At 60.0% G+C, this 12938-nt stretch carries 12 protein-coding genes and 2 pseudogenes; 1 reads left to right on the top strand and 13 read right to left on the bottom strand.

Annotated features, from left to right (window positions below):
- Positions 1-5: 5 nt before the first annotated feature.
- The 12 genes from FHS21_RS23540 to FHS21_RS23485 all read right to left on the bottom strand — a co-directional run bounded on the left by FHS21_RS23540 (position 6) and on the right by FHS21_RS23485 (position 11556).
- Entirely contained in the window at positions 6-1124 is a 1119-nt protein-coding gene (locus FHS21_RS23540) for a PLP-dependent cysteine synthase family protein (RefSeq protein ID WP_183664310.1), read from the bottom strand.
- A gap of 56 nt (positions 1125-1180) precedes the next feature.
- Positions 1181-2704, bottom strand: coding sequence for a class I adenylate-forming enzyme family protein (locus tag FHS21_RS23535; protein ID WP_183664308.1), 1524 nt, complete (start codon positions 2702-2704; stop codon positions 1181-1183).
- Complete coding sequence (locus tag FHS21_RS23530) at positions 2701-3486, bottom strand: VOC family protein (RefSeq protein WP_183664306.1); 786 nt, start codon at positions 3484-3486, stop codon at positions 2701-2703. Before FHS21_RS23530 ends, FHS21_RS23535 begins: the two co-directional genes overlap by 4 nt.
- Positions 3487-3493: 7 nt before the next feature.
- Entirely contained in the window at positions 3494-3901 is a 408-nt protein-coding gene (locus FHS21_RS23525) for a PaaI family thioesterase (RefSeq protein WP_183664304.1), read from the bottom strand.
- 14 nt (positions 3902-3915) lie between these two features.
- The gene (locus tag FHS21_RS23520) at positions 3916-4920 is read right to left on the bottom strand and encodes a quinone oxidoreductase family protein (protein WP_210283607.1); all 1005 of its coding nucleotides are present in this window, start codon (positions 4918-4920) and stop codon (positions 3916-3918) included.
- Positions 4921-5180: 260 nt separating this feature from the next.
- Entirely contained in the window at positions 5181-5930 is a 750-nt protein-coding gene (locus FHS21_RS23515) for a GntR family transcriptional regulator (RefSeq protein WP_246411167.1), read from the bottom strand.
- A 34-nt stretch (positions 5931-5964) separates the two neighbouring features.
- Positions 5965-6588, bottom strand: coding sequence for a UbiX family flavin prenyltransferase (locus FHS21_RS23510; RefSeq protein WP_183664300.1), 624 nt, complete (start codon positions 6586-6588; stop codon positions 5965-5967).
- Between the two features lies 1 nt (position 6589).
- On the bottom strand, positions 6590-7177 hold the full coding sequence (locus tag FHS21_RS23505; RefSeq protein ID WP_183664298.1) for a TIGR02444 family protein: 588 nt from the start codon (positions 7175-7177) through the stop codon (positions 6590-6592).
- A gap of 12 nt (positions 7178-7189) precedes the next feature.
- Complete coding sequence (locus FHS21_RS23500; protein ID WP_246411166.1) at positions 7190-8020, bottom strand: ABC transporter ATP-binding protein; 831 nt, start codon at positions 8018-8020, stop codon at positions 7190-7192.
- Positions 8011-8814 (bottom strand): ABC transporter permease, encoded by an 804-nt coding sequence (locus FHS21_RS23495; RefSeq protein ID WP_183664297.1) that lies wholly within the window; start codon positions 8812-8814, stop codon positions 8011-8013. The genes FHS21_RS23500 and FHS21_RS23495 overlap by 10 nt, the downstream gene beginning before the upstream one ends.
- A gap of 11 nt (positions 8815-8825) precedes the next feature.
- A complete protein-coding gene (locus FHS21_RS23490) occupies positions 8826-9791 on the bottom strand; it encodes an ABC transporter substrate-binding protein (protein WP_183664295.1) in 966 nt (321 codons plus the stop codon).
- A 154-nt stretch (positions 9792-9945) separates the two neighbouring features.
- Entirely contained in the window at positions 9946-11556 is a 1611-nt protein-coding gene (locus FHS21_RS23485) for a UbiD family decarboxylase (protein ID WP_183664293.1), read from the bottom strand.
- A gap of 283 nt (positions 11557-11839) precedes the next feature.
- Between FHS21_RS23485 and FHS21_RS23480 the strand changes: the two are divergent.
- Positions 11840-12510 (top strand): annotated as a pseudogene (locus FHS21_RS23480) (IS6 family transposase).
- Between the two features lie 227 nt (positions 12511-12737).
- On the opposite strand, the pseudogene FHS21_RS23475 reads toward FHS21_RS23480, so the two are convergent.
- A pseudogene (locus FHS21_RS23475) lies at positions 12738-12938 on the bottom strand (hypothetical protein); the annotation flags it as partial.

Here is a 12938-nt window from a genome sequence, read left to right as displayed (position 1 = left end):
GCCCTTCAGTCGATGTTGCGCCATTGGCCCGTCTCGAGAAAACTGGTGAGCATCTCCCGATAAGGCTCGATATCGATATTGTTGTCCTTCAACCATTCCGGATCGTAATAGGTCGAGGTGTAGCGGTCACCGCTATCGCAGATCAGCGATACGATCGAGCCGGCCTTCCCCTCCTTCATCATGCAGCTGGCGAGCCAGCACACGCCGAAGAAATTCGTGCCGGTGGAGCCGCCGACCCGGCGATAAAGCCGCTCCGACAGAACATGCATGGCCGCAATCGATGCCGCGTCCGGCACCCTGATCATGTGGTCGACCACGCCCGGAATAAACGACGGCTCGACACGCGGGCGGCCTATTCCCTCGATCCGGGAGGAATTTGCGCATGTCACCGTCCTGTCACCCGAGAGCCAGGCGTCGTAGAAGACGGAATCCTCCACATCGACCACGCACAACCGGGTCGCAAAATTGCGATAGCGGATGTAGCGGCCGATCGTTGCCGACGTGCCCCCGGTACCGGCGCTCATCACCACCCATGTCGGTTCGGGATGTGCCTCCTCCTTCATCTGCTCAAAGATCGTCTCGGCAATATTGTTGTTGCCGCGCCAGTCCGTCGCTCTTTCGGCATGGGTGAACTGGTCGAGATAATAACCGCCGGTATCTTCGGCAATCTGCGCGGCGGTGTCGTAGAGCGCGCCGGCATCCTCGACAAAGTGGCAGCGGCCGCCCAGACGTTCGATCGCCTCGATCTTCTGCCGGCTGGTCGAGTGGCGCATCACCGCGATGAACGGCAGGTCGAGAAGGTGGGCGAAATAGGCCTCACTGACGGCCGTCGAGCCGGACGAGGCCTCGACCAGCGTGGTGCCCTCGCCGATCTTGCCGTTGCATATCCCGTAGAGGAAGAGCGAGCGCGCCAGACGATGCTTCAGGCTGCCGGTGGGATGCGTCGATTCATCCTTCAGGTAGATGGAAACGTCTTTCAGGCCGTTGAAAGCCGGATTGACGAGATGGGTATCGGAAGAACGCCGCCCGTCGCCCTGAAGAATGCTGATCGCGCGCCGTGTCCAGCCTCGATCCTCGCGTTCCTGCATGCGGACGATCGACGGACAGGAGGCGGTCGAGTGCATCGATGTTTTCCTTTTCGGAGAGAACGCGACATAGCAGTTCGGCAAAGCTTCGCCGATCAGATTGTGGCAGGGGAAAGGCTGGCGTCCGCTTCCGCCGCTATTCTTTCGTGGACGATGTGGGCGACGGCCCGGCGGTCGATCTTGTTGGTCGCGGCCAGAGGCAGCCTGTCGACGAACCAGATCCGGCGTGGATGCTGATAGGCGGGTGCGTTGGTAAGCACGTATTGCTTCAACTCCTGCTCAAGCCCGGGATGAACCTGCCTGGCTACCACCAACGCGACCGGCTTCGTCCCCTTGATATCGTCATCTATCGGAATGACGCAGGCCTGCATGACTTCGGGATGTGCTTCCAGGACATTCTCCACTTCACTCGGGAAGATATTTTCTCCCCCCGACACGAACATATCGTCAACACGTCCGACGAAGGAATAGAACCCTTCGTCATCGCAGTGGAAGACGTCGCCGGTATCATAATAGCCGTCACGGGTCATCGCATCGGCCGACCGGTTGAGATAGCCGAGCATCATGCCCGGGCTGCGGATCTGCAGCGTGCCCCGTCGCGGTGCGGCGTCACCCACCAGTCGAACCTCGACCTGCGGATGAGGATATCCGACAGAGCCGGCCGAGATCGGAAGCCCGGCCGGATGCGCACCGAACACGACGGGACCGCCCTCGGTGGTGCCATAGGCATTGATGATTTGGGCATTGGGCAGGATGCGCCGGGTCTGGGCGATGAGCTTCTCGTTCAGCGGCGCCGATCCCATGCGGATCGTCTTGACGATCGAGAGGTCCGCACCGGCAAGTGCCGCAGTCTCGCGCAGCATCATCGCGATCATCGGGGGCACGGCGGTCAACCAGGTGCATCCATAGCGCGTCAACGCATCGATATAGCTCTTCGCCTGAAAGGCAGGAAGAATGACCGCGCTCGAACCGCTGGCGCAGACCAGCAGGGACAGCGCGAGCGCATTCATGTGGTAGAGCGGCGCTGCGATCAGCACCCGCTCGTTGCGCAGCCCGTACTCATCGACACGCGTCTCCGCCACCCAGCGATGCGCCGCGTGTGACAGCAGCACGCCCTTCGGCCGCCCCGTCGATCCGGAGGTATAGAGTATCATGGCAGCCTCGTCCGGCCGCGGCGTGATCGCTTCGAATGGACCGTAATCGAGAAAGCCATCCAGATCGGCGTCCAGCGACACCAGACGGAAATCTCCCATCTCGCCCGGCAACTCGTTCAACCTCGGTTGATCGCAGAAAAGAACGCGGATGCCGCTGTCGGCAACGATGTAGGCGATCGTGGCGGCCGGGAATTTGTAGTTGATCGGAACGGGGACGATCCCTGCCCGCATCGCGCCGAGAACCACCGCGATATACTGCGGACTGTTGGCCGCCAGAATGCCGATCCGGTCGCCGCGCTGCAATCCAGACTGCACAAGCCCCCTTGCCGTGGCGGATGCCTTTGCGTCGACGTCCCCCGCCGTCATGATGGTTTCGCCGCCGGCAAAGTCATAGCCGATGAACAGCGGTTTGCCGGGATGCATGGTGGGATCGATGATCATGCCCAGATTGTCGAATGACGTCATGATGCTCTCCTGCAGTGCAGTGTCACGTGTAGCGATGGAATATCGAGGGTGGTGCTACCATCGGGCCAGTCTTTCCAGACGAGGTCCGGTTGTGCGGATGCGCGCATACGGATGACGTCCAGTTCGTCGAAGACGAGCGTAATCGCGCGGAACGATGCTTTGGCGCCCGTGATGAGATCAATGGTGCAGCCGTCGATGGCAAGCCGCGCACCGTTTTCCAGCGGCATCGCAGGTCTATCGCAGACCTTGGCATATAGCCCGATGTCCCGGGCCATGTCTGGCGTGTCGACTGTCAGCGTCCCAAATCCGAGGAAGCCGTTGGGGTGATCGAACCATTCCGGCCGCCAGACATAGTCCGGCGTCAGGTGCTCGCAGAAATAGACGCGTCCCGCCGGAAACATCGCCGAAGGCAGGCGCACGATCCGGAACCTTGCCATCGCTTCGGCGCCGTCGATCGTTACCGGCCGGGAAAATCCCACCGGGTGCGACGGCTCCAGACCGAGGCTCGCCAGATCGCGATATGTGCCATCCGCATCGACACTCTTCAGCACCAGGCCGTTCAGGCCCGGCGGGCTTTCCAGCACGTCGGCGCGCTGCAAACCCGTGGGCGGGACGCCCACGAGTTCGAGATAGGCGCCGCGGGTCATCATCAGGTGGTTGAGCGAACCGAGAGAATGATAGCCGCGCGGCGTCAGGTTGAAGCCGAGCGCTTCGAACAACGCAGCCGCGTCATCCATCTTCGTCACGGTATTGATGACGATATGGTCGAGCGTCCCCGTCATCCTCGCGTCACTTCGCTGCAGGCGTCATGTAGACGCCACGACCACTGGCAAGCAGCCGACCTTCGCCATCGAAGATCTGCGCCTCCGAGACGGACAGCGTCTTGCCCGACTTGATGACCTTGCCGACGCATTTCAGGTCGCCCTGCATGGCGGCACGATGATAATCGACACGCAGGTCGACGGTCGGCACGCCCTTGCCGGTCTCCGAAACCAGCGCCCAGTCGGCCGTCAGGTCGATCAGGGTGGCGAGGATGCCGCCATGGGTATAGCCGCCCGCAACGTTGACGACCCATTCAGGCCGCCAGGTTGCCAGAAGTTCGATTTCGCCTGCCCCGACGGAAATCACCTTCAGGCCAAGCCACTGGTGGAAAGGACCCCTCAACAGGAGGGCTTCGACGTCTTCCTTGTTCATCATGTCAGATCCTCAGTTTACGGAGTGACGACGATCTTGCCGATCACCGACCGGTCCTGGATCATCTTGAGACCGGCAGCGGCCTCGGTGAGCGGCAATACCTTGTCGACGGCGGGCTTCAGGTCGCCCTTCTGGATAAGGTCCATGAGCGCCTTCAGATTGTCGTCGTAGAAACTGTTGGAGCCGAGGATCTTCAGTTCGAAGCTCCAGATGTAGCGAAGATCCTCCTTCGGATCGAAGCCGGCGGTGGCGCCGCAGACCAGCAGCCGGCCGCCTCGTTTCAGGCACTTCAGCGACGGCACCCAAGTATCGCCGCCGGTGAAATTGATGACGACGTCGACGCCGCCTTCGAAATTCCGGCGCTGCGGCTTGCCGAAGGTCTGGATCGCCCATTTCGAAAAGTCGGTATCGCGATAATTGACCACGTGATCGGCGCCCATGTCCTTCAGCGCCTGCATCTTGTCGTCGCTGCCGGCGCAGGCGATGACTTCCGCGCCGAGATGCTTGGCAAGCATCACGCAGCCAGTCCCGACGCCGCCGCTGGCGCCGAGAATGAGGACGCGGTCGCCGGCCTTGACGGTGTCATGCGTCACCAGCATGCGGTGGGCGGTGCCATAGGCCACCGGCAGCGAGGCAGCGTCCTCGAAGCTCACGCCGTCGGGCATGGCGATCAGCTGTTCGGCGGAAACTAGGCAATACTCCGCCATGCCGCCGTCGAGCATCTCGCCCATCAGCCCCTTCTCCTTGTTGAGCGGATTGACCAGCACGCGGTCCCCGACCTTCCAGCCCGAAACGCCTGCGCCGAGTTCCGAAATCTCGCCGGCCATGTCGAGGCCGATGATGACCGGAAGCGGCACCTTGATGCCGGGCATGCCCTGCACGGTGAACACGTCGTGGTAGTTGAACGACGATGCGCGAACGCGGATGACGACATGCCCTTCCGTCGCCTCCGGAACCGGCTTGTCGTCGATCACATGGAGATTATCGACGCTGCCATGTTCGTTTAGAATCAAGGCCTTCATTGTTTTAGTCATGCTCTTCCCTCTTGATGATCACGTTGTTTGTTCACGCAAAGCTTCGTCGTGGCCGGTTGAGTTCGGCTGCGAGGCTTGCCTGTATTTGCTGAGGTCCGGTGGACCGTTAACGGCCAGTCGAGCCGGTTCCGTCATAGACAGAAGGCGCCGCAACACCCTGTTCGCAATCCTATAATCGCGAAGCATCACCGTCTGTCTGTTTGGAATTCAGGTCCGGATCGGACTAGTTGAAATGTCTCATGCAGATGTCATCGCGACTCCTCCATGGCGAAGGGCGCAAGATTCTGAAGCGTGAAATTCGGAGCATCCCGCAAGGTGCTGACGACCTTCTGGATCGTCATGTCGCGAAACACCTCGATGTGCTGGCGCGCAATTCGCTCGGCGGTATCGGCATCGCCCGATACCAACGCATCGATGATCTGATTGTGGTCGTTGTCGATATTGGGGCGAATGCCCTGCACACCGAAACCCAGCGCCACGAGCCTGGACATCTCGTCGTGGAGATTGCCGAGCGTCCGGTAGAGACGCTCGTTGTCGGCCGCCTGGACGATGGCCATATGGAAGCTGCGATTGGCCTCAAGGAAGAAATCGATCTGGTTGCCGATATCGGCCGAACTACGTACCCGGCACGCAGCTTCCAGTCTTTCGAGACGCTCGCGGCTGACTTTGCCCGTTGCGCACCGCACAGCATATGGCTCGAGCAGCAGCCGCATCGAAAAGACATCGTCGACATCCTTCAGGGTGATCGGCGCGATACGATATCCCTGTCGGGGCACCGAGGTCACCAGTCCGTCATGGATGAGGCGCTGCAATGCGACCCGACAACTGGCCTTGGCAATTTCGAAACGCTGCATCACCTCAGGCTCGCTGAGCAGCGACCCCGGCATCATGCGGCAGGAAACGATTTCCCGTCTCAGCACATCATAGGCGCGATCGCCCTTCTTGGTGCCGTCCATGATGGATATATTGTCCATATCGCTTTTGGTGGTCCCCATCATTGTTCCTTTCAGTCGTGAGCATCCTACAACAATTTCATGGGATGTTCAATGATTTCTTGCCCGCAAGTTCAATTTTTGCGACATCCGCCCCATGTTTTTCCCCCGTCCAGCGCTTGGTTTCGCCAATCGAGATGTAAAAAAGATCAAGGGCACGGCCGACACTCTGATCGACGATGTCGAGCACCGTCGCCGGCCGGTGATAAAAGGCCGGGACCGGCGGCATAATGATCGCGCCGCTTGCCGTCGCCTTGGCCAGCAGGTCGATATGTCCTACGTGAAGCGGCGTCTCGCGCAGCATCAACACCAGCCGGCGGCGCTCCTTCAGGCATACGTCGGCAGCCCGCACGACAAGACCTTCGTCATAGGAATTGGCGATACCGCTCAGCGTCTTGATCGAACAGGGCGCGATCAGCATACCGGCGGTGATGAATGACCCCGAGGATATCGACGCGCCGATATCCTTGGCATTATGGACTTCGTCGGCCAGCGCGCGAACCGTATCGATCGAATAATCGGTTTCGCTCGCGATCGTGCGCACCCCCGATGGCGAAATCACGAGATGGACCTCTATGTCGTCCCTCGGCTTCAGAAGCTCCAGAGCCCTGATCCCGTAAATGGCGCCGGAAGCCCCGGTTATCGCAATGATCAAACGCTTCATGTCACACGTCGCCCGATATGTTGTGCGTTGCCAGTTTCGCCGACCAGGTCATGCCCGCAAGCGCGATTGCCTCAACGGCGCGACGGTCGTTTCCATCCGCCCGATGAGCCGAACCACCGACGGCCGCTGCCCAGATCGATAGCCCGATGTCCTCGGCCGTACGAGGAACCGTTCCAGGCACGCCCGCGAGATCCCGGCTGAACTCGGCAAGCGCGTTGAGTTCGATGATCTCCGACTCGATCTCCACCGTCTTTATGGTCTCGCGCAGGCGGACAGCCTGCTCGCCCATGCTCGCATGGGCCTGATGTTTCAACAGCACGCGCACCGCCCGCAGGTTCCTGACGATGTCGCGGTGGCAGGCGGAGACCCGTGCGGCGGCCGATGCTGCCAGCGCGGCATCAACGTGCACATGACGAACACTCGACATCCATGCCCCCCAGAGAATGACATTGACGTCGGCATCGACGCTGTCCTGCAGATGCAGGCACGATGTCCTGACGGCCTCGTCGCCGTAGATGCCGAGCGCGAATGACAGCAGGTCGCCGCCGCCATTCGAGAATTTCAACCGTTCAGCAATCATCTGCGCCATCCCGTCGTCCCGTCACGAAGGCATCGCCAGATCGGACCATATCGCTTCAGTCAGTTGCGTGAAGACCGGGTCGCTGCGCATGGCGCGTAGATGCCGCGGCCTTGGAATATCGACCTTGTAGTCAGCGATGATACGGGCAGGCCGCGCGCTGAACACGACGACCCGGTCCGCCAGCGTCACCGCCTCCTCGATATCGTGGGTGACGAAGATGATCGAGCGGCGTTCCGCTTCCCAGACGCTCAGCAGTTCCCTGCCCATGGCAATCTTGGTCTGGTAGTCGAGCGCGCCGAACGGCTCGTCCATCAGCATCAGCGAGGGCTGATAGGCCAGCAATCGTCCCAGCGATACGCGCTGGCGCATGCCGCCGGACAGCTGGCGCGGCCAGGCATTTTCGAAACCTTCAAGACGCAGAAGCTTGATCAGCGAGGCTATGCGCGCTTCGTGCTGGTCGGCGGGCACGCTACCCAGCTCGGCACCGATGCGAATATTGCCGGCAACCGTGCGCCAGGGCAGCAGCGCATCCTTCTGGAACATGAAACCGACACCCGGGGGTGGCCCCGACACGGGCTTTCCGTCGACCGTAACCTCTCCGCCCGATGGCTTCAGCAGCCCGCAAAGAGCCCGCAGGATCGTCGACTTGCCGGACCCGCTCGGCCCGACGACGGCGACGAACTCACCTTCGGCAACAGACATCGATATCCCGGAAATGACTTCGAGCATCGACATGTCCGGCAGCGGGAAGGAAATCCGCAAGCCCTTGAGTTCCGCGCGCGGCGGCGAGGCATAGGCGGGTGCGACTACAGGACCCGTCTTGGCCTCTCTCTGGCTGGTCATCAGCGCCATTTGATAATCTTCCTTTCGATGAAACCGATCAGATAGTTGGCGACCATCGCCAGGATCATCAGCACCACGAGGCCGCTGAACACGCCGGTCGTATCGAGCTGCCCGCCGGAGCTTTCCACATACCAGCCGAGACCGCGATTGGAGCCGATCAGCTCGCCCACCACCGCACCGATCAGGGCAAGACCGACGCCGATCCGGAACGAGGCGAGTATCCATGGCACGATGGCCGGAAGCAGCACGGTCCAGACGACGTAAAGCCTTCCCGCCCGCATGGATTTCATCAGATCGAGCTGGTCCTGGTCGATCGTCCTGATCCCCTCCATCACGTTGAGAATGAAGATGAACAGGACCATCGTGAACGACATCATGATCTTGGAGAACAGGCCGATCCCGAACCAGAGGATGAAAAGCGGTGCGAGAGCGACGCGCGGCAGGCCGTAGAGCCCCATGATCACCGGATCGAGGAGACGTGCAAGCCGCGGTGCACGGGCAAGGCCTATGCCCGCCGGCACGCCGAGAAGTGCCGCCAGCAGAAGGCCGGCGCCGGCCTCCTGCAATGTCGTCGATGTGTGCATCCACAGATGACCGCTCACGGCAAGCTCCCAGAGACGCTCTGCGATCATGCTGGGGCGGCTGCCCCAGAACGGGTTGTAAAGGTAGTAGGACGCGAGTTCCCAGAGCAGGAGCAGCACGAAAATAAGGGCTGCCTGCGCGGGGACCGCCGACGAAGACCATGAGGACTTGCGGCGAATGACTGTGTCGGGGGCGTCCGAGGGCGTTCTGGTAAGGGCCATGGTCTGCGGTCCTACTGGATGGTCTTCACGACGATATCGTCATAAGCGGTGATCTTCACATTGGGATCGACCGTGCGCAACATGTCGCCGAGAACCGCGTAGCTTTCAGGTGGCATCACGCCATCCTTCGAGATCGCGCCATTGGTGACATCCTTGATGATCTGCTGGATGATCTCGTCGTTTTTGACCTCCGGGAACATTTCCTTGAGCGCGCCGGCAAGAACCATCGGGTCCTCCTGGATCTTCTTGAGTGCGGCCGTGAGGGCACGAACCACCTTGGCCGCCGTTTCCGGGTTTTTCTCGATCCAGGCGTCCGTTGCGATCAGGCCGTTCGTCGGATAGGCTAGATTGCGGAAATCCTCGACGATCTTGAAATCCTTGCTTTCGCCGAGGGTGATCTGGATGTCGGGCGTGGTGAACAGGCCCGCCGCGATGACGCCGGCCTGGATCGCAGCTTGCTGGGCGCCTGCGCGGCCAACTGCAATCAGCTCGAAATCGGTATCGGGGTCGAGGCCCAGCTTTCGGATCGCATAGCGCATCGTCGTATCGGTCAGGCTGCCCGCGGAGGTGATGCCGATTTTCTGGCCTTTGAGATCAATCAGGCTCTTGGCCAGTGAATCGGCTTTCGAAAGCATGGCATAGCTGTGGCGATCGAGAAGCGATACCAGCACCTTGCCGCCGAGGCCCTTCTCCTGCAGGCGAACCGCATGTTCCGCAGCGCAGATGCAAAGATCGATGCTGCCCGAAGCAAGCGCCTGCACGGCCGGCCCGCCGCCCTTGAAATCGAAGCGCTCGTAAGCCAGGCCTTCTGCCTTGAACAGGCCTTCCTGGTCGGCGACGATGACAGGCAGGGATCCGGAGGATACCTGCGCAGCGCCGATCTTCAAGGTGGTTTCCTGAGCCTGGGCCGTGGACATGAGCCCGCCCAAAGCCAACAGGGCACCGACGATTATGGATTTTTTCGATGTCGACATCATGCTGTTCCCTCTTAAAATTTGGAATGATTGTGATGCATGTTGATCGGTCTTCTCCCTGAGCCTTGGCTGGAAAGGTTCGGGCACAGGTCATCCTCTTCGCAGCCCGTTTTCGCCGCCTGCGTGATTGCTCGATATGACTTCGTTTCGAAGCAGTTCAGTTCGCGGCAGACCCGGGGGGCTTGACGGCGAATTTGGAATGTCTCTCGCACATGCGGCCACGGGCATCCTGCCACAGCATTTCCGAGACATGCAGCTGGCCGAGCGCGCGCGCGACCGTCTCGAAATTGTAGTGCGAAAAGGCCTCGGCGATATCCGTGTAATAGCGGGGCTCGACACGGATCATCTTCAGGATTTCTTCGGCAACCGTCGCGATATCCGCGTCTGCGGCAGTGGTGCCGACCGTGTCGGCCTTGCCGTCCACATAGTCCTCCAGACGCGCCGTTTCCGCATAGGCATAGGCGATGCGCTCGAAACGCTCCTTCGGAATGCCTTCCGAAATCGTCGCATCAATGCCGAGCTTGGCCGTGGTCGGCACCACGCCCGGCGGCATCACCGGCAGGCTCGGATCGAGCGGCTTGCCCCGGGCGCCGCTGATGACCACTAGGTCGCGGTCCGCCTGGACCCTTGTCGCGATCGCCCATTCGATGTCCGTCGGATTGAAGACGTCGATATCGTCATCGACGACCACGACATGCTTGAGATCCAGCACCGAAAGGGCCGCCAGCAAAGCGTTCTTGCCCTCGCCCGCCTGTTTCTTGATCGATATGACGGCATGCCAGAAGGCGCAGCCGCCGAGTGTGACGTTGATATCCTTCACGGCAACGCCTGCGGTCTTCAGTGCCTGACGGATCTGCGTGTAACGCGTCGGCGCTGCGAGCCAGGTGTTCTCCCAGGGCATGTGGAGGGCGTAGTACATCGCATCCTTGCGCATGCACACGGCCTTGATCCGCACGATCGGGTTCCAGTGGAGACCGCCCATCAGCCGCGTGAACTCGCCGAAACGACCTTCCGGATAGACCCATCCCGTCGGCAGGATCTCCGCCTCGATGACGATTTCCGCGTCGGCGATATAGGGCACGTCGATCGTCTTGCAGGGGGCTAGCTCCACGGCCTTGCCCCGAATGCCGCCAGCGATCGCCATCTCGTCGACGCCGAGCGGCGCGCGAAAACCGGAGCCCATGATTTCATATGGATGCGTCCCGATCGAAATCGAGATCGGGCAGGGTCTGCCGGCTTCGTAAGCCCGCTGGGCGAAAAGGCGCATGTTGTTCGGCGTCACGATATCGATGCCGGTAAGGTTCTTTTCCTTCACGATGAACCGGTAAATGCCTGAATTCAAGCCATATTCCGGATCGCGCGACAGGACGACGCCGGCCGTGATCATCGGCCCGCCGTCATAGATCGAACTCATCGGGATCGGCAGCTTGTAGAGGTCGACGTCGTCGCCTTCAATGACGATATCCCGCGTCGGCGAGGTCGCGACCATGACAGGCGGTATCGGGTTATCGATACCGCGCTTCAGCTTGGCTTCGATCTCCGGGTAGGTCTCACATTCCATCGACATGATGGCCCGTTTCTGCGACCGGATTATGCCGGAGACGACCGGCATGTCGTAACCGATGACGTTGTGGAACATCAGCGCCTTGTCCGACTGGTCGACAAGCGTCGCGATATGCCGGATATCGACCGGCTGCCTGAGATCCACCAGTTCTCCTGCGTTTCGCAGACGGTCAATGAAAGAGCGAAACGATTCTGCATCTTGCATGCTATGGGTTCCTACCTTGTAGACACGTGAAACGTCTGCGCACGGAGCCCGCGCACAACTCGAAATTTTCATTTCGGCAAACAACTCGATCGATTAACCCGCAAAACGAGCGCCGATCTCGTGAGAAGCCTACAAGCAGATCCTGGAATGTTCAAGAGGTTTATCATAAAATTTATGCAGATCGATTTTCTGCACTATTTTTGCGCATGATGGCTTTGCCACGTCTCGATGGGGCGTTATCAAGTTAACTTGGTGTCAGCTTATGCGGGATAGTTGATCTGGCATGAGCCGGGTCCCAGTCACTTACAAGCGCCATTTGCAGCCTGTATTACCGTTCCCGTTAAGCCTTCGTCTTGTCGAGGAAATGATGCTCGAGCGCGGCATTGTCGTCTCATATGAAGCGATCCGCCAATGGGGGAGGAGTCGGGCCCACCTATGCACACAGATTGAGCCGCAAGCAGCCAACAAATGCGGATGTCTGGCACCTCGATGAGGTTGTGATCTCAATTGGTGGAAAGAGACACTGGCTTTGGCGCGCCGTCGATCAGGATGGGTATGTTCTCGACGAAACCGTTCAATCGCGGCGCAACACCAAGGCTGCAAGGCGGTTACTGATGCGCCTGTTGAAGAAGCAAGGCATGACGCCGAAGCGCATGATTACCGACAAGCTGCGCTCCTACGGAGCAGCAAGTCGACAATTATGCCAAGTGTTGAACATCGTCGCATAAAGGGCTGAACAACCGGGCGGAGAATTCCCATGTGCCGCTACGAAAACGCGAGCGAGCAATGCAGGGCTTTCGATCGCCGGGAAGTCTTCAGCACTTCGTCTCAATCTTCTCAGCACTCAGAAATCTCTTCGTCCCAAACCACCAAAATCGATCCGCCGGCGTCATCCGAAATCATCGCCTCTGTGCGTTCGCGCAGTGGTGCTCCGCGACGGCAATCGCAGTCTGAGAATACAGAAACAGCGTCCTGTCGCTCCAAACCGACTTAACTTGATAAGGCCGTTTGAGCAATATCGGCCACAAGTTAAGGTTACAGTGCCCTAGGCGTCAGCGTTGATGAAGCCTGAGAACTACGGGTTTACTGGAGCACTATGATTCCTCGTTCGAAACCTGCCCCCGGCGCTCAGCATGGCGAGATTACACTTCGACGTTAAATTGGGTCGCCCCGGTTTGGCGTCACCTAATACGAAGATGTGGCTCACTCTTCATCAGGTCAGCCACAAACTCGACGAAGACCTTGATGGCGCCGGTCATGCGGCGGGTCCCCGAATTGATGGCATGCAGGGGAAAGAGCCGTGGCTTATAGTCGGTCAGCACTGGGAGGAGCCTGCCGGCCGCGATTTCGTCGGCGAACATCCAACTCGGTCCCTGAGCGAG

Source organism: Phyllobacterium trifolii, assembly GCF_014192095.1.
In the GTDB taxonomy this organism is placed as follows: Bacteria; Pseudomonadota; Alphaproteobacteria; order Rhizobiales; family Rhizobiaceae; genus Phyllobacterium; species Phyllobacterium trifolii.
This window is presented reverse-complemented; position numbering and strand designations above follow the sequence as displayed.

Excerpts from the sequence above, each read along its gene's own strand:
- FHS21_RS23525 (WP_183664304.1), bottom strand. The coding sequence starts at position 3,901 with ATGATGAACAAGGAAGACGTCGAAGCCCTCCTGTTGAGGGGTCCTTTC.
- FHS21_RS23510 (WP_183664300.1), bottom strand. The coding sequence starts at position 6,588 with ATGAAGCGTTTGATCATTGCGATAACCGGGGCTTCCGGCGCCATTTAC.
- FHS21_RS23505 (WP_183664298.1), bottom strand. The coding sequence starts at position 7,177 with ATGGCGCAGATGATTGCTGAACGGTTGAAATTCTCGAATGGCGGCGGC.
- FHS21_RS23530 (WP_183664306.1), bottom strand. The coding sequence starts at position 3,486 with ATGACGGGGACGCTCGACCATATCGTCATCAATACCGTGACGAAGATG.
- FHS21_RS23535 (WP_183664308.1), bottom strand. The coding sequence starts at position 2,704 with ATGACGTCATTCGACAATCTGGGCATGATCATCGATCCCACCATGCAT.
- FHS21_RS23500 (WP_246411166.1), bottom strand. The coding sequence starts at position 8,020 with ATGGCGCTGATGACCAGCCAGAGAGAGGCCAAGACGGGTCCTGTAGTC.
- FHS21_RS23490 (WP_183664295.1), bottom strand. The coding sequence starts at position 9,791 with ATGATGTCGACATCGAAAAAATCCATAATCGTCGGTGCCCTGTTGGCT.
- FHS21_RS23520 (WP_210283607.1), bottom strand. The coding sequence starts at position 4,920 with ATGAAGGCCTTGATTCTAAACGAACATGGCAGCGTCGATAATCTCCAT.
- FHS21_RS23485 (WP_183664293.1), bottom strand. The coding sequence starts at position 11,556 with ATGCAAGATGCAGAATCGTTTCGCTCTTTCATTGACCGTCTGCGAAAC.
- FHS21_RS23515 (WP_246411167.1), bottom strand. The coding sequence starts at position 5,930 with ATGATGGGGACCACCAAAAGCGATATGGACAATATATCCATCATGGAC.
- FHS21_RS23540 (WP_183664310.1), bottom strand. The coding sequence starts at position 1,124 with ATGCACTCGACCGCCTCCTGTCCGTCGATCGTCCGCATGCAGGAACGC.
- FHS21_RS23495 (WP_183664297.1), bottom strand. The coding sequence starts at position 8,814 with ATGGCCCTTACCAGAACGCCCTCGGACGCCCCCGACACAGTCATTCGC.